The 22,359-nt window shown below is 36.1% G+C and carries 21 protein-coding genes; all 21 read right to left on the reverse strand.

From position 1 onward, the window contains the following. Nucleotides 1-5: 5 nt before the first annotated feature. The 21 genes from B3600_RS19440 to B3600_RS19540 all read right to left on the reverse strand — a co-directional run bounded on the left by B3600_RS19440 (nucleotide 6) and on the right by B3600_RS19540 (nucleotide 22,000). Nucleotides 6-920, reverse strand: a complete 915-nt coding sequence (locus tag B3600_RS19440; protein WP_286754110.1) for a hypothetical protein — start codon at nucleotides 918-920, stop codon at nucleotides 6-8. 22 nt (nucleotides 921-942) lie between these two features. Continuing rightward, nucleotides 943-2,058 (reverse strand): EpsG family protein, encoded by a 1,116-nt coding sequence (locus tag B3600_RS19445; RefSeq protein WP_286754111.1) that lies wholly within the window; start codon nucleotides 2,056-2,058, stop codon nucleotides 943-945. Between the two features lie 41 nt (nucleotides 2,059-2,099). Further along, entirely contained in the window at nucleotides 2,100-3,299 is a 1,200-nt protein-coding gene (locus B3600_RS19450; RefSeq protein WP_286754112.1) for a hypothetical protein, read from the reverse strand. Nucleotides 3,300-3,392: 93 nt separating this feature from the next. Then, entirely contained in the window at nucleotides 3,393-4,700 is a 1,308-nt protein-coding gene (locus B3600_RS19455) for an oligosaccharide flippase family protein (RefSeq protein WP_286754113.1), read from the reverse strand. Between the two features lie 4 nt (nucleotides 4,701-4,704). After that, nucleotides 4,705-5,913 carry a UDP-N-acetyl-D-mannosamine dehydrogenase gene (gene wecC, locus B3600_RS19460; protein ID WP_286754114.1) on the reverse strand — a complete coding sequence of 403 codons (1,209 nt, stop codon included), beginning with the start codon at nucleotides 5,911-5,913 and terminating at the stop codon, nucleotides 4,705-4,707. 8 nt (nucleotides 5,914-5,921) lie between these two features. Further along, nucleotides 5,922-7,040 carry a non-hydrolyzing UDP-N-acetylglucosamine 2-epimerase gene (wecB, locus tag B3600_RS19465; protein ID WP_286754115.1) on the reverse strand — a complete coding sequence of 373 codons (1,119 nt, stop codon included), beginning with the start codon at nucleotides 7,038-7,040 and terminating at the stop codon, nucleotides 5,922-5,924. Between the two features lie 51 nt (nucleotides 7,041-7,091). After that, complete coding sequence (locus B3600_RS19470) at nucleotides 7,092-7,622, reverse strand: ArsR family transcriptional regulator (RefSeq protein WP_286754116.1); 531 nt, start codon at nucleotides 7,620-7,622, stop codon at nucleotides 7,092-7,094. 246 nt (nucleotides 7,623-7,868) lie between these two features. After that, on the reverse strand, nucleotides 7,869-8,345 hold the full coding sequence (locus tag B3600_RS19475; RefSeq protein ID WP_286754117.1) for a hypothetical protein: 477 nt from the start codon (nucleotides 8,343-8,345) through the stop codon (nucleotides 7,869-7,871). A 275-nt stretch (nucleotides 8,346-8,620) separates the two neighbouring features. Further along, nucleotides 8,621-9,619, reverse strand: a complete 999-nt coding sequence (locus tag B3600_RS19480) for a mannose-1-phosphate guanylyltransferase (protein ID WP_286754118.1) — start codon at nucleotides 9,617-9,619, stop codon at nucleotides 8,621-8,623. Between the two features lie 6 nt (nucleotides 9,620-9,625). After that, a complete protein-coding gene (locus B3600_RS19485; RefSeq protein ID WP_286754119.1) occupies nucleotides 9,626-10,048 on the reverse strand; it encodes an adenylyltransferase/cytidyltransferase family protein in 423 nt (140 codons plus the stop codon). Nucleotides 10,049-10,052: 4 nt separating this feature from the next. Beyond that, nucleotides 10,053-10,529 carry an adenylyltransferase/cytidyltransferase family protein gene (locus B3600_RS19490; protein WP_286754120.1) on the reverse strand — a complete coding sequence of 159 codons (477 nt, stop codon included), beginning with the start codon at nucleotides 10,527-10,529 and terminating at the stop codon, nucleotides 10,053-10,055. 110 nt (nucleotides 10,530-10,639) lie between these two features. Then, the gene (locus tag B3600_RS19495; RefSeq protein ID WP_286754121.1) at nucleotides 10,640-11,164 is read right to left on the reverse strand and encodes a 3'-5' exonuclease; all 525 of its coding nucleotides are present in this window, start codon (nucleotides 11,162-11,164) and stop codon (nucleotides 10,640-10,642) included. Between the two features lie 105 nt (nucleotides 11,165-11,269). Beyond that, a complete protein-coding gene (locus tag B3600_RS19500; RefSeq protein ID WP_286754122.1) occupies nucleotides 11,270-12,286 on the reverse strand; it encodes a UDP-GlcNAc--UDP-phosphate GlcNAc-1-phosphate transferase in 1,017 nt (338 codons plus the stop codon). 329 nt (nucleotides 12,287-12,615) lie between these two features. Beyond that, nucleotides 12,616-13,737: a non-hydrolyzing UDP-N-acetylglucosamine 2-epimerase gene (gene wecB / locus B3600_RS19505; RefSeq protein ID WP_286754123.1), complete on the reverse strand. Its 1,122-nt coding sequence runs from the start codon at nucleotides 13,735-13,737 to the stop codon at nucleotides 12,616-12,618. Then, the gene (locus B3600_RS19510; protein WP_286754124.1) at nucleotides 13,722-14,939 is read right to left on the reverse strand and encodes a hypothetical protein; all 1,218 of its coding nucleotides are present in this window, start codon (nucleotides 14,937-14,939) and stop codon (nucleotides 13,722-13,724) included. The genes wecB (B3600_RS19505) and B3600_RS19510 overlap by 16 nt, the downstream gene beginning before the upstream one ends. Continuing rightward, nucleotides 14,936-16,201 (reverse strand): O-antigen translocase, encoded by a 1,266-nt coding sequence (locus B3600_RS19515; protein ID WP_286754125.1) that lies wholly within the window; start codon nucleotides 16,199-16,201, stop codon nucleotides 14,936-14,938. Before B3600_RS19515 ends, B3600_RS19510 begins: the two co-directional genes overlap by 4 nt. Then, on the reverse strand, nucleotides 16,201-17,301 hold the full coding sequence (locus tag B3600_RS19520) for a DegT/DnrJ/EryC1/StrS family aminotransferase (protein ID WP_286754126.1): 1,101 nt from the start codon (nucleotides 17,299-17,301) through the stop codon (nucleotides 16,201-16,203). Before B3600_RS19520 ends, B3600_RS19515 begins: the two co-directional genes overlap by 1 nt. Further along, nucleotides 17,298-18,509 (reverse strand): formyltransferase family protein, encoded by a 1,212-nt coding sequence (locus tag B3600_RS19525; RefSeq protein WP_286754127.1) that lies wholly within the window; start codon nucleotides 18,507-18,509, stop codon nucleotides 17,298-17,300. The genes B3600_RS19520 and B3600_RS19525 overlap by 4 nt, the downstream gene beginning before the upstream one ends. Then, nucleotides 18,502-18,924 (reverse strand): sugar 3,4-ketoisomerase, encoded by a 423-nt coding sequence (locus tag B3600_RS19530; RefSeq protein WP_286754128.1) that lies wholly within the window; start codon nucleotides 18,922-18,924, stop codon nucleotides 18,502-18,504. The genes B3600_RS19525 and B3600_RS19530 overlap by 8 nt, the downstream gene beginning before the upstream one ends. Further along, nucleotides 18,914-19,318, reverse strand: a complete 405-nt coding sequence (locus B3600_RS19535) for a sugar 3,4-ketoisomerase (protein WP_286754129.1) — start codon at nucleotides 19,316-19,318, stop codon at nucleotides 18,914-18,916. Before B3600_RS19535 ends, B3600_RS19530 begins: the two co-directional genes overlap by 11 nt. A 153-nt stretch (nucleotides 19,319-19,471) precedes the next feature. Beyond that, on the reverse strand, nucleotides 19,472-22,000 hold the full coding sequence (locus B3600_RS19540; protein ID WP_286754130.1) for an SLBB domain-containing protein: 2,529 nt from the start codon (nucleotides 21,998-22,000) through the stop codon (nucleotides 19,472-19,474). Nucleotides 22,001-22,359 lie beyond the last annotated feature (359 nt).

Consider the following 22,359-nt stretch of genomic DNA (forward strand, 5'->3'; position numbering starts at 1 on the left):
ATCTTTTACTTTATTGCGTTATAATATTTTTTAAAAATATCAAGATTATATTGCTCCACATTTTTCACATTGGAATATTCTTTCAATACAACGGGATATTTATTCCTATTTAAATAATAATACTTTGCATTATCCCACCAAATCACTCCCTTAATCTTCTTACCAAAAGCCGAACGAGAATTAATCATTTTAACATATGTTCCAAAAGTATCAATAGGAATAAGTGACAATGCTTCTTGTCGATCTCCTGAATTTCTCTTGTGCCATATAAATGGATAAACGTCTTTATTATAAGTACTTCCTAGTTCCAAAGCATAATCGAGGTTTAAATAAAGATAGTCACCAGTTCCCTTCTCTGCTTGGGGTGAATTAAGATTATATACTTTAGGATTTGAATTATACATATATAACGATGGTGCAATTATATCAGATCTTCTAAATATTGGCGCCAATCGAGTATTAATGTTTCTCCAGTTCCTATTATCGCCTTTAAATGTTCTGATTGGGAGGCCGTAGAATCCCCATTGTAAATTAGGCCGAAGTTGTTTCGCTAATTCGAGAGCCTTAATAAATTCGCTTACAATTGCGCTTGCTTTTCTTTCATCAGAACTTGTTAACGCATCGAAAGCCAATCCTTCCCAATCAATAATTGCTATTCCTTTTTGCCCTGAAGAAATTCTATTCAAAATATTCTTTTGAAAAAGATCACTATCGAGAGTCATACCATTTTTTGACACATCTTTTTGATAAAAAACAAAAATTTTTTTTAGACTATTTTGCTGGATATATCTCTCTTGAAGATTATTCAATCCAGCCATTCCAATGTACACTGGTGTTTTCGTTTGAGAGAGGACATCAAAAGAAAAAAAGACCTGCAAGAAAAGTACTAAAAAAACAAACTTCTTTAAACACTTCATCATATTTATATAAATTTCAAAATTATTAATCAATCCCCGCCCTACTTTTAACTTGCTCTCCAGTTCGCCTATAATACTCTTCTTTGTTTAAGTTATCTCTATAACTTCTCGGTAAATGTTCCGAAGTCAAAATGTAATAGATACTGTTTGTATATGGAAGATATTGAAAACTGCTCCACAATGTTTTAGAAATTGTTAACCCAATTAAAATAAATAATGCATATTTAACTTTTAAACTCCCTGATGTTATAATAACAACTAAACAAATTGCAAAAAAGAGCCCAAAATATAAACTAAGCCTAAAGCCAGTTGGAAAAATCAAAAGTACACGAGATAGATAGAGATAAAATAAAGAATAGAAGAAAAGAATATCACCATTTTTATTCGCTAAAATAGTTTTTCTGTGATAAAGTAATACGAAAAACAATATAATCATTACAAAGGAGCCTATCGTAAATGCACCTTCATTTGATTCAACAGCGTACGCATTTAGCAATTTGTAAGCTAATGCAGGAAATTGATTTGCAAAAAAAACAGAAAATTCGTTCAAAATATTCGGAAAGAAGCTGAACACAAAGGCTATCAGATACCAAAAGGATAAAGTTACATTTGATTTATGAATAATTTTATCCTTAAAAAGGACTAACAAGGATAGGAGAACCGGAACTACCAATGAAATATGAAATAGCAAAGATAATAGAGAAAACAGCAAGAATTTCGTGTATTTCTTATCCAAAAGATATCCTGTGCACCAAACCAAAATGATTGATCCTTGCATAAACCTCAAAGGATTATCAACCAACATAAACAAGAGGTTATAATTCAATAATACAGCTATACTTAAAAACTGATTTACGGTAAATCTTTTGATAAATTTTAGAATGGAATAAAGATAAATACACTTAACTAAACCTAAATATAACCAGAAATCCGGAATAATTTTTCTTGCTATATATATAAGATAATATGAAGCTTGCTCAAAATTTCTATCAAGTAATTCTTGGTCAAAGGAATCATTATATAAATTTTCGTAATTTCGCCAATCAGTTCCTACTGTGTAACCAAAACATAAAAATATATATAGCCATATTAGAAATACCCGTTTCAACAAGAAAAATTGCCTTGTGGGTAAATAATCCATTAGGATACAAAGAATGAATGTTACAAGATATATTAACATTATTACAATAAATTATATAATTTTAAAATATTCTCCCCATTATATTCCTCCAAGAAATTACTTTTAAACAACTTTCCCTTTTTAAAATCATCATATATTTTACTAAATTCGTTAAAGATCTCATCAGAATTACCAACATCTGCGAAATACTGAACATAGTTTTTATCGTATAGGTCTTTCAAAATACCTACTGAAGGGCTTATGCTAAAAATCGGTGTATTATTGGACATATAATCACCGACTTTGGTTGGTAAAAAAATTCCTTCTTCACATGGCGCTTCTATTATAAGTGCAACATCGTAATCTCTTAGCATATCTAGGCTTTTCTTATAATCAACAGGCGCTAACAAATTGATTTGATTATTGTGATCAAGTTCTAGGACCATTTTTTTGAGCTCGTCATCGAATACTCCAATAAAATCAAGACGAACATCACCTCTACAACTTCCTTCTGATACAAATTGGAGAAATGCTTTTACAATTGGTTTTGGGTCTCTAGGAGAGCGTACATTGCCCGAATGTACAAATCTCAAATCATTACTTGAAGATTTTTTAACATTTGTTTTTGCCGAAGCGAGATGCGGAATTACCAAAGTTTTCCCTTCGTCAACATTTAAATACTTCAACATATAGTTCTTCAACCTTAAATTAGGAAAAATATGCTTATCCGCCTGCTTCATTAATTTAATAATCCGATTACTATAAAATGGTAACTTACCATTCAAACCTTGTCCGTAAGGAAAGGGATATTTAACAGAAGGATAAGGATCATTCCAAGTAGCAATCCATTTTAATCCATATTTCTTTTTCAAATAATAACCTAATAGAAAGCTTGGTGAGTCTTTTGTAATCACATATTCATATTCTGTATTTTCAAAAAAAGACTTATTTTTTAACACTTCAAGAGCCCAGTGTGCACCCTTAAAAACAATCCCAAAAACTAAATACACATAAAAATGTTGCCATAGCGTTCTTAAGTTCAAAGTATTATCAACCTCAACAACGATATTTTTTCTGACTTTTACATTTAACTCATCTAAAGACTGATCTGATGGATAATTACTCCATTTAATTTTTTTAGATATCAAATCTATTTCATAGCCATTATTACTTAGCAATTCTAACAATTTAATGTTTACTATCGCTTCGGGGGAATTAACAGGAAATGAGCTTGGTGCTATAAAAAGTACTTTCTTTGCCATACATTTAGAAATTTCTTAAATTGACTAGCGTTTAAATAAAAAAATGTTTAATAATATTTTATAATTAGGTTTACGTATTCGCGAGATGACAACCTAATTTGCTTTCAAATTACTGGAAAGATATATTTTAAAGATAAGAAACTGAACAATAGAATGTGAAACATATGAAATTAAATACGCATATGATAATCCTATTGCTCCAAAGCCTTTATAAGAAACCAAATAATAACTAGCAGAAATTAGAACTATCGCCCAAACAAAATTTGTAAAAAAGCCAAGCCACATTTTGTCCATGCTAGCAATTGCATTTCCTACAATATTATTTACTGCTATAAATATTGTTGTTATTAGCATAATAAAAATAGGATATCTAGCTGTGTCATAACCATTTCCGTACAATTTAATTAAAATAGGCAAAAATAAACTAAGTCCTATAACAACAATAGACGATACAGCAAAATTCAATAATAAATTCTTCTTCAATATAATATTAAAGTCCTGCTTTTTCGAAGAAGAAAGCATAGGTAAGACAATTTGCGACAATGCCGTTGGAATAAATAGAACAGTCGCACGCCATTGACTCGCGATATCAAAATCTGCCATACCATGATATCCGTCTGGAGAATTTACCAAGAAGTTGTTAGTAACCCACACCACTGGGCTCACCATAAGCCCAGACAACACAGCAGGAACACTAAAACGCCAAATTAAAGGTAGCTCTTCAAAATTTCTTTTATCAAAAATTTTGTATCTATACCCATTCTGAACAATTTTCAATATACTTAATTGATTCAATAAAAAGAGTATTAAAAAGTTTATTCCGAACCCTACAATAATTCCATTTAACCCCCAGAAAATAGCCCCTACAACTTGTAAAATCGTTGAAAATATTGATGCAATAATTGAGTTTACTGAAATGATCTTAAATTTTTCAAACCCTCCTAGTATTCCATTTTGAACTCCATTCAAACCACTAAAAACTAATATTATAGCACCGATCTTTAGACTATCTTTGAGATGTGGCGCATTAATTTGCAATGCTAAATCTTTAGAGAAAATAATAAAGAGTGCCCCCATCAAGATACACAATGTTATTGAAAACAGGTTTGACAGTCCTATAATTCTCGCTGTTTTTTGAGTATCACTTGATTTATATTGCGCTATAAATTTAGTGGTTGTTAATCCTAATCCCATACCAGCGAAAACAGTAAACATATTTATAGTAGACTTAACAATACCAAACTCTCCATAAATATTCTTATTAACAAATTTCACCATGATAATTGATGCAGCTAATAACAATACTTTGGAGATGATGGTACCAAATAGAATCCAAAAACCCGACTTTAATATTGTTTTATTGATATCAGAAAGGTTATTTATCCGCGATACTACTGACATTATTTTATTTTGTAACTCCACAAAAATCAAGTACAACTTTTTCTTTCGAAATTTTCAAAGCTTTAAATTCATTATGTGCTACTAAAAACACAACGATGTCAGCCTTATCAATAGCCTCCTTAAAATCTGTTAACTTAAAAACCTTATGCTCATGTACATTGGGTTCAACAATATACATATCTGCATCCCCCGAGTCTTGTAGAACTCGTTCTGCAATATGGATTGCAGGCGATTCTCTTAAATCATCAATATTTGGCTTAAAGGCCAAGCCCATAATTGCGATAGAAGGCTGGCGGCCATTTTTAATTTCAAACTCTAAACGCGCAGTTTTCACTTTCTCAGCACACCAGAAAGACTTATAATTATTTGTTTCTCTAGCCTGAGCAATCATTCGTGATTCCATTGGGAAATCCGCAGTTAAGAAATAAGGATCGACAGCAATACAATGCCCACCAACACCACATCCTGGCTGCAAAATATTGACGCGAGGGTGTTTATTCGCTAAACGAATCAGATCCCATACATTAATATCAGCTTTGTCACAGATCAAAGAAAGCTCATTTGCAAACGCAATTTGAGAATCTCGTGATGCATTTTCAGTCAATTTACACATCTCGGCAGTACGCGCGTTGGTTGGATGCAACTCTCCTTTTACAAACTGACCATAAAATGCCAATGCTTTTTGAGTGGAAGCCTCATTTACTCCGCCAATAACACGGTCATTATGCACCAATTCGTACATTACGTTTCCAGGAAGAACACGTTCAGGACAGTAAGCAAGCGAAATTTTACCTTCCAATTCAGGACGTTTTGAAAAAATTAAAGCCATCATCTTTTCCGTAGTTCCGACTGGGGAAGTTGATTCAATCACATATAAATCTCCTTCTTTCAACAAAGGAATAATACCTTCTGTAGCTGCCTGAACATAAGAAATATCAGGCTGGTGATCTCCTTTGAATGGGGTTGGTACTACAATTAAGTAAGTATCTGCTTCAACAGGTTTAGTTCCAGCTTTTAAAAACCCTCTACTAACCGCTTCTGCTACGGCCTTGTCAAGGTCAGGCTCGACGATATGAATTTTTCCCGCATTGATTGTGTCAACAACATGTTGAGAGATATCTACTCCATGCACAGCGATGCCACTATTTGCGATTAATGCTGAAGTAGGCAGTCCAATATATCCTAAACCAACGGTTACTACTTTTGCTTGCATTGATATGATTATTTTAAGTTTTTAATAAAGTTAACAATTCTTTCACATGCCTTACCATCACCGTAAGGATTATGTAATCCGCTCATTTGTTGATATCGATCAACATTACTCAAAAGGTCTTGTGCTTCTTTAACAATCTTGTCAGTATCAGTACCAACAAGAATAACTGTACCTGCATCAACTGCCTCTGGTCGCTCTGTTGTGTCGCGCATAACTAACACAGGTTTACCAAGGCTTGGCGCTTCTTCTTGTACACCACCTGAATCCGTAATAATCAAGTAAGACTCATTCATTAACCATACAAATGCTGGATATGCTAAAGGATCAATCAAATGAATATTATTCACCTCAGATAAAATCTCATACACAGGCTTCTTCACGTTTGGATTCAAATGCACGGGGTAAATAATCTGTACATCGGTATTTAATAATGCAATTTCCTTTAAAGCTTGACAAATATTAATAAAACCCTGCCCGTGGTTTTCACGTCTGTGTCCTGTCACTAAAATCAATTTCTTCGCAGGGTCAACCAACTCTTTCAACCGATTAATTTCATTATTTTCCAAATCCTTTACACGATTTGAGCTTTCAAATAAAGCATCAATAACTGTATTACCAGTGACTAAAATATCCACATCCTGAATATTTTCACGTAATAAGTTTTGACGTGACGCCTCCGTAGGAGCAAAGTGAAAATCGCATATACGTCCGGCAACCTGTCTGTTGATTTCCTCAGGGAATGGCGAGCGCTTATTGTGCGTACGAAGCCCAGCTTCAACATGGCAAACCTGCGCCCCAGCATAGAAAGCTGCGATACTAGACGCCATAGTCGTCGTTGTATCCCCATGCACATAAACATAGTCGGGTTTAAAATCTTCCAAAACCGCTTTCATCTCAGTGATAATATCCGCTGTCAATGAATAGAGATCCTGATTTGGTTTCATTAAGTTCAAATCATAATCAGGCGTAATATCAAAAAATTCCAAAACCTGATCCAACATTTCACGATGTTGTGCGGTAACACATACTTTTGTTTCAAAAGATTTGTCCTTTTGAAACTCTTTTACCAATGGAGCCATTTTTATAGCTTCTGGCCTGGTACCGAATACAATTAAATTCTTCTTCATATATTAATAGATAGATTACAGACTAAGCTTTTGCAAATTGCGTTATTAAAATCAAAGCATGTTATCCTTTTGTTTTTCACTACTTTCAAATAGAACTATCTTTCGTTTTTTATCCAAACTATTGAAGCAAATTCCTATTTCCCTTTTTAGCTTCTCCCCAACTTTGTCCGCTAACAGCAATAAATATGCCTGATTTAAATTTTCGCCCAAAATTAACACATCGATCTTTCCTGAATCCACCCCTGCGGCATGGTCTCCAATCAAGCTAACCTCCTGGATATCTCCAGCCTGCTGTAGTATATTATCTACAATTTCATCGATACCCAAATAGGTATGAATTAATTTTTGTATTGGTTTAAATAAGGAATGTTTGGTATTGGCTCGGTATAGGATTTTGTTTTTGTCTGTACTCTTTTCTAAATAACCCGCTTCTGACAATTGATTTAGTTCTTTTCGAATAGCATTCGTAGACTCCTGAAATTCGTCAGCCAACCCCCGCAAATGAGACTGATTACTTGCCGACACAAAAAATTTGATCAGCAACTTTAATCGCGTTTTAGATGTAATTAAAGATTCCAGCATGGTTTAGCACAAATCGAGTAACAAAAGTACTCAATACAAGTAATTAATGCAAATTAAGAAATTGTTATTTAATATCGAAGATATCTTAATTTGAGAAATATAGGTCCTAAACTCGGTTATACACAAACATATATAGCCCTTTGAACTTAATAAATCCACGTGGAACATTGTTTATTTAATTAAAAAGTGGGCATTCTTTAACAAAGTGCCCACCTATAATACGTAAAAACAAAGAGTTCAATTTCATTAAACACTCACACCCTGGTATAAATCTGTAATAGGCAAGGTTGCGCTAAAAGGTTCGGATCGACTCTGTTCAAAGTTCATCACCCCCGAAATACTTACCCGCCCCCCTTTTAGATCTTCAACCCGCGCTCCACGCTTGACAACTTTAAATCGGACCGAAACAGCTGAATTGGGTGTATCTTTTTGTTCAAATGGAATAACCAAAATCTGCTCAAGATTAACGCCTAAAGCCGAGTTCAGCGGCTTTACTTTACGGATTACAATATTTTTTAATTTATCATCATTCCTTTCGGCCTTAAAGACAAATACACCGCTTCGAACATTTCGGTCACCACTGTATTGCCCAGGACGATCCTGAAACATATAGTTAACGGTCATCTCTACGCTACGGTTGAATCGTTGCTCTAACTGTTTCTTCCGCATAAAAAAATAAAGTGCGAATACAAGTAAAATGGATATGGCTATGGCGGATGTCATAAAATATTGATTAAATTAAAAATGGCTTTTATACATCGGTTAATACTATATTATCAACCATATCCAAATATAGAAAGGAGAACCTATTATACCCCAATGTTCATTAGGGACAAACAAGGGACATTTCATAAAAACCTACTAATCAACAAAATAGCATTCATTATTTTATTGTTAACAAATAGTTCTTCTGAAAAAGAAATTAACAAAAAGATGATTTTAGGTTAAGGGAATATGAATAGGGAGCGCAAAATTAGCCCGCTCCCTGAATAATTTTTTTAGTCAATCAATTTGGATTGATGACGTTCAAGGGTATTATATATCTTTTTGACGTCTTGCGATTTCTCTTTCTGCAAGATCAAAATGGCATCTTTAGTATGTACGAGGATGCTATCACGTAGGCCGACAAACGCAGTATAGATGTCTGTACCTATAACCATATTCCCATTTTCATCCACAGGATGCCCCGTTTGTTTTAAATAGTCATACATCGATTCAAAGGAGCCTAAATCCGACCATTGGAAACTTGTGGCCACGACGCGAATTTTTTTTGATCGCTCCATTACAGCATAATCGATCGAAATCGAAGGGATCTCTTTGGACAACGTTAAATCCAGCTCCCCATCCCGACGATGCTGCCATGCATTGAAAGCCGTCGCATATACCTTAGGCTCGAACGTCTGCAATTCAGTCAAAAATGTATCCGCTCGAAAACAGAACATACCCGAATTCCAAAGGAAGTTGCCGCGTTCAATAAAATCTTCAGCCGTATCCTGATTCGGTTTCTCACGGAACGACAATACCTTATCATCTTTATGTTCAATATAACCGTATCCCGTCTCTGGGCGCGTCGGATGTATACCAAATGTAACAATATACCCCTTGTTCGCCTTTTCTATACCAGCCTTAATTGCTGCCGCATAAGCGTCATCCCCAACAATCACATGATCAGAAGGTGTCACAATCAATATATCATCGGGCTGAGCTGCAAAAGCAGCAAATGCGATCGCCGCAGCCGTGTTCCGGGGTGTCGCTTCGACAATATCAATATAGTCTATCTTATTGTTCTCCATTACCTCCCTGCTCAGACTATGATTGTCACGATTTCCGACAACAATAACTTGTCCGCACAACGATTGATTGCGCTTGATCGTCATTTCAAAAAGAGATCCTTCTTTAAATAAGGAAAGATATTGCTTGGGGTAACTCTTACGTGAAAGTGGCCATAAGCGACTACCCACCCCCCCAGTCAAAACGACATGTATAATATTGCTCATATAAAATTACTTTTTCTCCGCCTCTTTATCGGCAACAACTTTACGCAACCCTGCACTCGAAAAGCGATGTGTACGTTTGTTATAATAAATATCTATATTTTCCTCCACGCAATAGGAACGACCTGAAAAATCTGTATCCCGATATTCTTCTCCAATTATACGTATATGAATAGGCAAAGCTTTTATCATATCAATCAGATCTTGCTCGGTTTCGTAGGGTATGATTTCATCGACATAACGACAACCCTCCAGTTGAATATAACGTTCGACAATAGTCTGTGTTGGCTTCGCTTTTTCGGGAAAAACCTCCGAAGGATCTGTATTAAGTCCTACAATCAAATAATCACAGTGTCTCTTTGCCTCCTCTAACATCATAATATGTCCGGCATGCAATAAATCAAAAACGCCAAATGTGATTCCTATTTTCATCCAATTATCTATTTTTTATTAGCTGATGAGAGTTTGCAATATCTTCTAAATTCGCTTCGGCAACAATCTTCCGTAAGCCAGAGCTGGAAAAACGATGATCCCGGCTATTAAAATATAATTCAATCCCTTTCTCTTCACAGTAAAGCCTACCGGTAAAACTTTTCTCACGATACTCATCCCCGACTATACGAACGTCAATTTTAAAAGACCGAAGAATATCCTCCAGGTCCTGCTCGGTAGCATAAGGAACAATCTGATCGACATATTTACAACCTTTCAGCTGAATATAGCGTTCAACAACAGTCTGGGTAGGTTTATTTTTCTCTGGCCGGTCCAGTGTCGGATCTGTCTGTAGCCCACAAATCAAATAATCGCACTGTCGTTTAGCATCCTCAAGCATCTTGATATGTCCTGCGTGTAGTAAATCAAATGCACTAAATGTGATACCAACACGCATACCTCTAGCAGGTAAATTTATCATAATCAAATTGAATTTAAAAGAATAGAGAAATTACATTCATCTATCAAAGATAAAATTTATAAATATAACAAGCTACGGTCCTATTTAGTTCTTAATATTTAAGTAAAATATTATGCCAAAGAAGGGATGCCTTCATGCCGCAGATACAGCTGCGCACAAGCACGAGCATCTGAAAGGGCCTCATGATGGTTTAGTTCAATGCCCAAGACTTCACAGCAGGCATTTAGTCGTGCGGGCTTAAAGCCTTTCCCTTGATAAATCTTAAATGTACACTCCCATTTTTCCATCAGTCCCAAATGATCATAGGGTAAGTTATAATACCCCATTGTTTTACGAAGAACGCCACGATCAAATAATTCATTGTGAGCCACCATGATCCGATTATTGATGAGAGGATAGATGCGAGGAAACAATTCTTTGAATGTGGGAGCCTGAGCTGTATCTTTAGGTTTAATACCATGCACACGAGTGGTCTGCCACATATATTGGTTTTGAGGCGGTTGAATCAACGAATAAAATTCTTCTACAATAATCCCCTGTTCAACAACGACCAGCCCAATGGCACACGCGGAATTTTGATTGGCAGTAGCCGTCTCGAAATCTATTGCTGTAAAACTTAATCCTGATTGCATCATCGCTCCTCCTAAAAGTTGCGGTAAAATTAATACTTTTTTTATTCTACCCAAACTTGTTCGCTAAATCACGGGTATGAGAACCCTATAATAGGGATACCTCCCAAATTACGATCCGGCTCCACTATGCAATAAGGACTCCCGATTCTCTTTGTGAGGCATTTCAATAATTTTTGTTTCCTTAACCATTTTGACTTCTGGAACAAGATATGCCTTCTTATTTCGACGAGCCCGCATCATACGGATACGACGATATCGGATAGCATAACGCTCCTCACCTTTGATATAATAATGATTAAAAATATATTGTTTCAATAGCAGATAGAATGCACTCATACCGGAAAGAGTAATAATGGCAAAAGACCATTGCGCCATAGCGCCAAATTGGACAATATAGATTACTGAAGCGCCAAGAATCAACTGAAAAAGACCATAGCCCAAAGAGACCAGCAAGCTACTGTAACCAACTTCATTGCTTAACATGTGAAGCAAAAACGTACGATGCGGTTCGAAAATATGATATCCTTGATAAACACGACGGGCCACAGACCAACCAATTTCAATGCCATATACACCAAGAAAAAGGATATACGTAAAATCCCCTGTTTTTAGGATCAATTTACCCAACGCAAACACTAACATAAATGAAAGTACAGCTGGACCCACATCTCCTGCAAAACATACGGCCTTTTTCCGAAAGTTAAAAAATCCAAAAACGACCACACCTAATAATGTATAGATTAAGAAATCTTGCTCAATGTAGTTTACTTTCGTATTAACATACGCTAAAAGCCCACCCATAATTAATGTGCAAAAGGCCGTCATGCCGTTGATTCCGTCCATAAAATTGTAGGCATTAATAACACCGACAATAAAAACAAACGACAAGACAAGAAAATACCACGGAAAATTAAATATACCAAACTCATATGCCATTAATAACACCGACACTAAATGTACACTAAGCCTTGCCGGAGGATTCACGCCCCGAATGTCATCCAAAAATGAAATATAAGTTAATAACGTCAGACCCAAAAAGAACCAGGGATACTGAAAGTCACTGGTAATGAAATATGTAACCGATGCGACATAAAAAATTATGCCGGCACCCCGAATAGTAATCATGCTATGTGAAGACCGATCATTAGGTTTATCAATTATATTAAACTTATTGGCAATCTTTAGATAAAAAATTATAGCTATGAAGAGGAAAACAATAGTAAAAATATAATGCATAAAATATAATTAGTAAGTCAAATAAAGCTGTGCAAATATAATAATATTAAGTTCTATTTAACAAACGTTATCAGTATTTAAAATGCTACACTTAAAAAAATTATTTTTTTTAAGTATTGTGAATTTGCCTTAATCGCATTTAATAAAAAATAAACAACTAAAAATCAACCAGTTAAAAGAAATTCAGAAATCAGAATCAATCAAATATTGAAAAAATCTTATTTACGGCAATCATCGATAATAGCAACAATCTTTTCGGAAGACAGCCCATCGCCATAAGGATTCTCCAAAGCACTCATTCGCTGGTAATAACCGTAGTCATTAAGTAATGCATTGGTCTCGGTAATAATTTTTTCTGGATCCGTTCCAACAAGAAGTACAGTACCTATCTCCACAGCTTCTGGCCTTTCGGTACTCTCTCTCAAAACGAGAACGGGTTTGCCTAAACTAGGAGCCTCTTCCTGTATTCCTCCAGAATCCGTTATAATTAAATAGGATCTGTTCATTAACCAGACAAAAGCAGGGTAAGATAGCGGTGTAATTAATTTAATATTATCAATACCATCCAATAACTCATAAACAGGTTTTTGAACGTTCGGATTTAGATGAACTGGATAAATTATCTGAACATTATCATTGCCTTCTGCGATACGCTTCAATGCATTACAGATATTTAAAAACCCTTGTCCATGATTTTCCCGACGGTGTCCCGTAACTAGAATTATTTTCTTGTCATCTTCAATAATGGACTTTAAAAACGCTATTTCTTGATTATCTAATGCCTTTACGCGTTCGACACTATACAATAAGGCATCAATAACTGTATTTCCTGTTATATATATTGAATGCTCATCGATACCTTCTTTTACCAAATTGTTCTTTGCGGTTAAAGTAGGTGCGAAATGGAAATCCGCTATTTTACTAGTTAGTTGTCGGTTCAATTCTTCGGGAAATGGGGAATACTTATCGAATGTCCGTAACCCTGCCTCCACATGACAAACGGTTGCTCCCGCATAAAACGCGGCCAAACTCGCCGCCATAGAAGTTGTCGTATCGCCGTGAACATAGACAAAATCTGGCTTAAAGCTTTCCATGACAACCTGTAAATCTGCTATAATAGCGGCCGTCAAACTGTACAAACTTTGATTAGGCCTCATTAGATTTAAATCATAATCTGGTATGATATCAAAAAACGATAACACTTGATCTAGCATCTCTCTATGCTGAGCAGTAACGCATACTTTCGTTTGATAGTGCTCCTTCTTTTTAAAAGCCTTTACAAGAGGAGCCATTTTTATGGCTTCTGGCCTAGTGCCAAAAATTATTAAATTCCGAACCATCTTCTTAGTTTAAAATAAATAGATTTTAGGAAAAATAGCTGTCTGTATTTACCAAAGTGAGATTGATTCACAGCTGACAGTTGGAGCTCTATTTTAGATGTAACAGCACAAAATTTCTTAACAGCACTCTCTTCCGAATGATGAGATAATGAATATTCATAACACTTATCGGCATCTAGCGAAATCTCCCCGCTCTTTACCCGACCTAAGATAGTATCCAACTCATGTGCATAATTGTTTTCTTCATCATATTCATCTGCAACCGAATAACCTTCTGATTCATATAAAAACCGAAAACGGTTATTTGCTGCCATGTCTTTGAACGATAAATCAACTAACACTGTCGCAATATGCAACAAACCAGCCTCCAACGCAGATGTACCCATCGCAAACATGAGATCGATATCCTCGATCATGAGGTTGTGTAGTCGCTCCCCGCTTAAAGTTCCTAGAAATTTTAATTCAAGATTTGGATGAAGTTCAAGATCCTCAATCATAAATCTTTTATCACCGTCTCCTATAATAGAGAAAACAATGTTTTCTTTCGGATTTGACAGTAAATATGCATTACAATGAGCAATCACATTCACCAATGGATTAACCTTTTCTATACAAAGCCGGCCCAACCAACCTAAACGTAGCTCGCCAGAATCATTTGAACCATATTGCTTATGGCGCCCCAGAACAGATGAAAATATGGGCAAATAGTCCACTTGAGATTGTCCAATCGCAAAGATCTCCTTCTGAATATTAAAATTGGGCCTATCCATGAAGAATACACCATTTTTAGCGATAAATTTGGTCAAATCAACGCCATAACGATGATAGGGAAGGGAAGAAATATAAGATGGTAACGAATCTATTGTATCCTTCAGCCCCATAGGATGAATAGACCACAACATAACATGCACGTTCTTATTGAAAACACGGGAGACCTGAAATATAGATGATAAGGGCGCTACTAGCAAACTATCCTCTCCTAACATAATCCTCCTGTCGAAGTCAAAAGGTATAATGCTGATATTATACTGATTGTTTTCTATCTCTTTAGCCACAAAACCATCCGGAAAATCAACATATTGTACTACAATCTCAGCAGACCGGCTTAAATTGATAGCCAATCTAAGGAAAAGCAGTTCGGCTCCTCCAATTATTTTACTTGGATAATAAAAAGTAATTATTTTAAATCGATCATCAATCATGTTGTCATCTCCCTCCCTTGAAACACTAACTTTCTAAAATAAATAACCATTAAACAGAGATATCCAAAATAATTTACACAAAATGCTAAAGCCGCTCCCTCCAACCCAAACCACTGCGTAAATAACATACTTAATAATACATAAGAGACTGAAATTAAAATCTCCGTAAAAATATAAAACTTAGTTCTTGCTTTAGCAACCATCAGGAAGGCCAATACGTAAGAACATATCTTAAAAAAATCGCCCAGCATCTGCCATTTGAACAAATGTTCCATGGGCAAAAAATCCTTGGTAAACAATAGTTCTATAATAAAAGTACGCATGAGATAGACGCTTAAACATAGTACTGCTGTAAATGGCACCAACAATTTATACCCCCTAAATATTTCTTTTCGTAATAGATGGGTATCAGAAATAGCCGATAATTTCGGTAAATAATACGTGACTAATGCCATATTAATAAAGGTCAGATAGGCATCCGATAAACGCATCATACCCTGCCAAATACCTGCATCAGTAATACCGAACTTTCCAATGATAAAATTTCTAACTAGAATCTGAGAAACGGGTATGGTGAGCGCAGTGACTATTGCCATACTTGAAAATTTAAATAAGTTCTTACTGATTTCTTTATTGACAGTCCCGAATAGATATTCTTTTTTTAACCAATACTCCTTTAATAATAGTAAAAGCGAGGTAAAAAATACAAGAGTCTGAGATAGTATAAGCGCATATAAGGCTCCCTTAACTCCCCAAAATTTTGCCAGTAATATCGTTAATGCCAATCCAAATACAGCTCCCACAGTGTTGACAATCGTGTAATTGCCTATTTTACCCAATCCGTTTAATATGGATGTCAGCACTGAATTTAGAGAATAAAACAGTAATGAAATTCCGAGTAGAACAATGACATCATAGTATAATTCATTACCAAATAGCACTTTGGAAATATATGTTGAAAGCGCTATAACGACAATACCACAAGATAAAGAACAAAAAATAGTAATACGAGTTGCTGTCGAAAATAACAGTTTCTTTTTATCCTCATCATGAGCAAATTCAGCCGTATATTTTACAATCCCAGAACTAATTGCCCCATTCGAAAAGGTCAGTATAATACTTAAAAAGTTTGAAAATGCTCCAACAGCGGCAATACCAGCAGGACCAATGATTGAAGCAACGACTTTAACTGATATAAAGCCCGAAATAATTCTAATAAAAGAAATAAAGCCCGAATAAAGGGTTGTCTTAATTAATTTCATTAAAACTGGTTGACAATATGAATCACCTCACCAACCTCGTCCTCAGTTAAAATTGGACTGATAGGGAGACTTAATACTTGATTGTGAATTTCCTCACTTAAGGGAAAGCTATCATCGTTCCAAGATTTATACGCGCTTTGTTTATGAGGAGGAATAGGATAATGTATCAATGATTGAACACCTTTATCCATCAAAAATTGCTGTAGTGAATCGCGTTCAAGACAACGGACAACAAAAACATGCCAAACATGCTCAGTTTTATCATCAGGAATTTGAGGCAGTATAATTTTATCGTTATCTATCTCTCGAATATATCGCGCTGCAATAGCTCTTCTAATTTCGTTTTCCTTATCTAAATATTTTAATTTAACATCGAGTACAGCCGCCTGGATTTCATCTAATCTGGAATTTAAACCTTGGTAAATATTGACGTACTTCTGATTAGAACCGTAATTGGCTAAAGCCCGAATTGTATTTGCTAGCAAATCATCCTGACAGGTAACAGCGCCTCCATCACCCAAAGCACCTAAATTCTTCCCAGGATAAAAGCTAAAGCCAGCAGCATCCCCCAAATCACCTGTTTTTCTTCCTTTCCATGCTGCGCCAATTGCCTGGGCATTATCTTCAACAATTTTTAACTCATACTTTTTTGCCAAAAGAGCCAATTCTTCCGAAAACACAGCTCTTCCATATAAATGTACAATAAGAATTGCCTTGGTCTTTGATGTGATTAATTTTTCAATATTATCAACATTAATGTTATAAGAATCTAAGCTTGGTTCACAGAGCACAGGAACTAATCCATTGTCCGAAATTGCCAATATAGATGCTATATAGGTATTTGACGGCACAATGACCTCATCGCCTGGCCGCATGATTCCTAATTCAATATATGCTCTAAATATTAACCGCAATGCATCTAGTCCATTTGCAACACCAATAGCATTCGGCGCTCCAATATATGCGGATAAATTCTTCTCAAACGCTTTAACTTCATTTCCTAACAAATACCAACCACTGCGAAAAACCCTCAAAAGAGTCGCTTCAATTTCAGATTGGTATTGTAGATTTATTCCCTGTAAGTCTAAAAATTTAATCATGTATTTAACTTAAAAAAATTTACAATTCGCTGATTACCATACTTCTCAGCATAGAACATTATGTCGTTATCAAAATAATCTTTAGCATATAAATCAGTTTTATAGCATTTTATAAATTTCTCTAGAAAGTCTAGACAATCATGATTAGAGGAGTATGTCATCAAATACATTAATAATGTAGTTCCATTATTATTTTTGGTATTTATATTCCACTGCAGTTTATCTAACAAATACTCAAGATATTCAAACTTTCCATTGTAGGCCGAGATAATAGCAATATCCCATCCCTCCTTGCTTCGCTGCGCTATATCATAGCCATTTAATATAAATTTTTCCAACAAAGCTACATTACCCTCTTGAGCCGATGCAAACAATCCCTCACGCTGATCTTTATATAAGCGTAAATCATTATCGATTGTTGCGATGTCGAAATAAAATTCGCTATCATTCAGAATTGTACCACACTTTACGAAACTCCTACTTTGCAAAACTGCAGCTTTATAAACTTTATATTCATGAACAACAGGCAATTGATAAAAAGGGAAGTAAAACGCCTGTATCTGACGTTTAATCTCAAATGCAGTTTTAAAAAGATCAATCTTCAAATTTGAATAATCAATTGACTTTTTAGAGAAATATGAAGCACCATCTGTTTTTTGTTTTTCACTTTTAACGCTATCGTAAATTATATGCTCTAAATTTTTAGATACAAGCTGAGTTCCATAATTGATATACGCTAAATATAACTGTTCGGCAGTCATATCCTCCCCCAACATAACATGTGTCTGATCAATAATGTCACCCGTATCGATACCAGCATCAATCTTATGCAGAGTTACTCCACTATACTGCTCACCGCGCAATAATGGTAAAGCAGAGGTAAACATACCTTTATATGCAGGTAATAACGAAAAATGTATATTATAGAGTTTATCAGAAGCAAATCTCGACGGACGGATCAACTTATCAAACTCAAGGCTCAAAAATAGGAGTCCTTTAATCTCATAAATCTCATTTAGCTCAACAATTTTGACTTTATTCAATTCACAGTAAGATCTATAAGATCTCTGAAAACCATTATCTCCAGTGTCTGTGCTATTACAACAAGCTAATATTTCAACATCCGGCCACTTACGTTTTACTTCATCCAAGATTTCTATTGCTATATTATTCTTACCAGCAATACAAAGTACTTTACCCTTAACCATTTTTACGTCCTTCTATATATTCGCTGTAAGCGCGTATGTAATCATTTTCGTCATAAGTATGTGATGCCAACACCAAACATATCGCTCCGGACGAAAAATTAACTTCACTAGCCCAAATACCTGGAGGGATATGTAATCCTATATTCGGTCGATTCAAAAAAACCTGTCTTTTATACTTTCCATCGTCAAGCTGAACCTCAAAGCTCCCACTTGCTGCTATTAAAAATTGGTGGCACTCGCGGTGCGCATGCGCCCCTCGGCTCTCTCCACCGGCAATATCATATAAATAAAATACCCGCTTAACAGCAAATGGAAAATCCGAATCATTTTCAACAACAGTTAAATTTCCTTCATCAAAACTAATCTTATCTAAATCAATAATACTACAGTCAAAAACCGAAATTTTATCTATCATTTTTTAGCTTTTTAAACTCTTCAAAATCTCTGATGTAATCCTGGGCATCAAATGTCTTATCTGAAACAATGAGCGCCAAAGAATTGGTAGAAAAGTTTTCTAATTTTCGCCAATACATCTTTGGTATGTATAGTCCATAATATGATCTATTTAATGAGATCGTTTTTTCCTCCTGCCCGTCGTTCAATACAACATCAAAACTACCTGACAAGGCTACAATAAACTCTTGCTGCTCTTTAAACGCATGACTACCTCGGGTTTCACCACCGGGCACATCATAGATCCAATACGTTCTCCTGATCTCAAAGGGAATTTGATTACTGTTCTCAAAAAAAGAAAGGTTCCCTCGTTTATCTAATATTTTAGGTAAATTAATTAGTTTAAATGAATCCATATTTTTCCAATCTTAATACCCCTCAACATAACCTACTAACATATCAATAACACAATAACTAGAATATAACAAAATTTAATATTCTGTCGTAAATTTTAGTGAGCTAAAGAAATGCGTGAAATAGCTCTTGTATACGATCGCAATTTTTTACAATTATCTTAGCAAACTAACGATAATAGCTGCTAAAGAAGCAATTCCAGTTCCTAATCCTACCCAGCCTTGCGCACTCATACGCTCTCTCGGAGCGCGCTTAGGAACTACAATTTCAGCTCCCGGCTTCACTTCTGGGTAACCTCCATCTTTGCCCTTTACAGCACCATTTGCATATTGAACAAAGACACGTTTCTTTAAAGCATTGTCGGTAAATCCTCCGGCCTGGTTTACGTAGTATTTAAGGCTCTTGCCCTTGACATAAACCACATTGTTTGGATTCAAAACTTCACCCACAACTTTAACAGTCTCCAGTTCCTTTGGCACATTGATAATATCGCCGTCTAGAACCAAAAGGTCTCCCTTTTCATAGGGCTTCTCCAAAATTTTATTCAATTCAATCCCTACTAGGTCACTCGGCTCAATATCTGAAGCAGACATCCCCTGTTGTGAAACCTTCGCCAAAGCGGAACTTTTTGCTTTGGAACCGTCATTATCCTTGTCAGCATCTTTATCTAAGCTAGAATCTTTCGAATTGCCGTTTTCATCGATGCTATCTTTTTCCAGTTCTTTTTTCAAACGCTCCTTCTCTTTTTTCTCTTCGGCTTTCAATTTAGACATACCGGTACGTTTCAGGGAAGCTCCTTCGGTATACGCATACGGCGTAAGGCCACCCGCACGTTTAATAATATCCGAAATACGTTCATCTTCACGTGCAATCGTGTAGAAACCGGGATATAGTACCTCACCTTCAATTTTGACCTGACGTTGGGTACGGAAACCTGCATCGCCTAATATGGAGATAACATCGTAGGGTTGCAACGTCATATTGGGATCTGTGAGCACACCATCTTTAATATCCACCAAAATGGTTTTCGAAGATCGATGGTCAGTAACATCGAGGTTCTGGATCCGACGGGCAATTTCTACACGTGCATTTTTTGCAGCTTCGGTAAGCCCGCCAGCCTTTTGGATAACATCGCCTAAAGTGGCGTTGCTCGCGAAGGGAAAATCCCCAGGAAAACGTACCTCTCCCTGAACAGTAAATTTATATTCATCTCTTAAATCGAAAATAGACGAAATCTCAATCTTATCCTCCCTTTTAAGGGGAATATCTGCCGCAGTGCCGGCTAGGATATCACGTACATTGAAATTGATCAACTCAGAAGTATTATCGGCTTTCAAGCGATTGATCATACCTCGTTCTAAGAAAGCATCTTCACGTACACCATCAGCCATTGCTAACACCTGTTTTAGAGTCATACCGGGCTGTAAACCAAATATTCCAGGACGGAAGACCGCCCCTAATACACTGACGCGATTCGCAAAACGCTCCAATATGGGTTCTACGATATATTGATCGCCGCTTTTCGGAGTGTAGTTTGCAAACTGATCGGCATAGATATCTTGTACACTACGCTCCCGACCTGTTGTTTGAAGAACTTTAACTTTGGCGCTATAGGCATTTTCGGTAAAGTCACCAGCATAACGCAAGATATCCGATAGCGATTCTCCAGGCACCGTTTCAAAAATTGCCGGACGCTTAACTTCGCCTTCGAACTGCACTCTGGCTCCATAAACGGGAATATGAATAATATCTTGGTCCTGCAGACGGATATTTCCTTGTTGTATGCCATTCGCCAAGAAATCATAGACATCAATCGTGCTTACTACACGATTACCTCGGATCACCTGAATTTTACGATAAGTTCCGTTTTTATTCGGCCCGCCAGCGGCATACAATGCATTGAATACAGTCGCCAAGGAAGGCAGGCTGTAAGTTCCCGGCTTAGTAACAGCCCCTGTCAAAGTCACACGAATGGTGCGAATATTACCGATGTTGACGCTCACTTGGGTTCTTCCTGAGCGTAACGCTGGATAAGTCCCGCTCAAACGTTGCTCAATCTTACTTTTTGCCGCTGCAATGGATAATCCGGCCACATTGATCTGGCCCACATATTCCACTTTAATGGTTCCATCCGGACTTACCGGAAGTTTGTAGGATGCTTCATTATCTCCTGTAATATCTAACAAGATTTCATCATCAGGACCGATAATATACGAACTAGGTGTTGCCATTCGTAAGTTAGGCTCAAAGGTAATCGCATTATTTCTAAAAAGATCGGAGCCGAATATTTTCAGCTTTCCTTCTTCATTTTCGATAGAATCACGTTTATTTAATTGCTTGCGCTGTAACGAATCTGTATTGGAATAACCGTCCACCTGACGTCCATTATTACGGTTATTTCCAGGGTTACCTGCCCCTCCTTTTGATTGCTCAGGTTGTTGTTTCTTACGTTTAATTCTGGACACACGTTCTTTAAGCTTCTGAACCTCAACAGCAGATACACCCTGTGCTCGTGCAAAACCATCCAGTTGGCTTTCATCGTAGCCCATTAATGCCGCCTGCTTCATATATTGCTCGATCTGAGCATCACTAAGATTATCAACTTTTATATTCGCAGGGTTAGTCTGTGCCTGTACAGTGCTCACAAATCCTGCTATACATAACCATAATATTATTCTTTTCATTCGATACGTCGGCATTTTGCCGCAAAATTAGTAAAACTATTTAATTAAATGGTTTAAAAATTTACCCAACGAGGCCACTATTCATCTTTTTGACACCCTGTACCCTGATCGGCAGGAGGCTTTATCTTGATCTCATAACGTGATTACATCGGTATTCGCTACTTCCAGTTCCTAAATGAGTATTTATATATGTACACGTCCTTTATTATGCCTACTAACAAATTATGAGTCCTTCGAAAGCGTCGAGCTATTCTTCCCTATTATTCTTACCGTCAATAAAAACTTACAGAATAGGAATAGATTCGTTCAAGTAGAATCCTGAAAGTTTTATTAACTTCGTAAAGTTAAGCATAAATTAA

The organism is Sphingobacterium sp. UBA2480, assembly GCF_002341965.1.
GTDB lineage: Bacteria > Bacteroidota > Bacteroidia > Sphingobacteriales > Sphingobacteriaceae > Sphingobacterium > Sphingobacterium multivorum.

Coding starts and splice junctions, on each gene's coding strand:
- B3600_RS19440 (WP_286754110.1), bottom strand. CDS start 920: ATGATGAAGTGTTTAAAGAAGTTTGTTTTTTTAGTACTTTTCTTGCAG.
- B3600_RS19445 (WP_286754111.1), bottom strand. CDS start 2,058: ATGGATTATTTACCCACAAGGCAATTTTTCTTGTTGAAACGGGTATTT.
- B3600_RS19450 (WP_286754112.1), bottom strand. CDS start 3,299: ATGGCAAAGAAAGTACTTTTTATAGCACCAAGCTCATTTCCTGTTAAT.
- B3600_RS19455 (WP_286754113.1), bottom strand. CDS start 4,700: ATGTCAGTAGTATCGCGGATAAATAACCTTTCTGATATCAATAAAACA.
- wecC (WP_286754114.1), bottom strand. CDS start 5,913: ATGCAAGCAAAAGTAGTAACCGTTGGTTTAGGATATATTGGACTGCCT.
- wecB (WP_286754115.1), bottom strand. CDS start 7,040: ATGAAGAAGAATTTAATTGTATTCGGTACCAGGCCAGAAGCTATAAAA.
- B3600_RS19470 (WP_286754116.1), bottom strand. CDS start 7,622: ATGCTGGAATCTTTAATTACATCTAAAACGCGATTAAAGTTGCTGATC.
- B3600_RS19475 (WP_286754117.1), bottom strand. CDS start 8,345: ATGACATCCGCCATAGCCATATCCATTTTACTTGTATTCGCACTTTAT.
- B3600_RS19480 (WP_286754118.1), bottom strand. CDS start 9,619: ATGAGCAATATTATACATGTCGTTTTGACTGGGGGGGTGGGTAGTCGC.
- B3600_RS19485 (WP_286754119.1), bottom strand. CDS start 10,048: ATGAAAATAGGAATCACATTTGGCGTTTTTGATTTATTGCATGCCGGA.
- B3600_RS19490 (WP_286754120.1), bottom strand. CDS start 10,529: ATGATAAATTTACCTGCTAGAGGTATGCGTGTTGGTATCACATTTAGT.
- B3600_RS19495 (WP_286754121.1), bottom strand. CDS start 11,164: ATGATGCAATCAGGATTAAGTTTTACAGCAATAGATTTCGAGACGGCT.
- B3600_RS19500 (WP_286754122.1), bottom strand. CDS start 12,286: ATGATTACTATTCGGGGTGCCGGCATAATTTTTTATGTCGCATCGGTT.
- wecB (WP_286754123.1), bottom strand. CDS start 13,737: ATGGTTCGGAATTTAATAATTTTTGGCACTAGGCCAGAAGCCATAAAA.
- B3600_RS19510 (WP_286754124.1), bottom strand. CDS start 14,939: ATGATTGATGATCGATTTAAAATAATTACTTTTTATTATCCAAGTAAA.
- B3600_RS19515 (WP_286754125.1), bottom strand. CDS start 16,201: ATGAAATTAATTAAGACAACCCTTTATTCGGGCTTTATTTCTTTTATT.
- B3600_RS19520 (WP_286754126.1), bottom strand. CDS start 17,301: ATGATTAAATTTTTAGACTTACAGGGAATAAATCTACAATACCAATCT.
- B3600_RS19525 (WP_286754127.1), bottom strand. CDS start 18,509: ATGGTTAAGGGTAAAGTACTTTGTATTGCTGGTAAGAATAATATAGCA.
- B3600_RS19530 (WP_286754128.1), bottom strand. CDS start 18,924: ATGATAGATAAAATTTCGGTTTTTGACTGTAGTATTATTGATTTAGAT.
- B3600_RS19535 (WP_286754129.1), bottom strand. CDS start 19,318: ATGGATTCATTTAAACTAATTAATTTACCTAAAATATTAGATAAACGA.
- B3600_RS19540 (WP_286754130.1), bottom strand. CDS start 22,000: ATGAAAAGAATAATATTATGGTTATGTATAGCAGGATTTGTGAGCACT.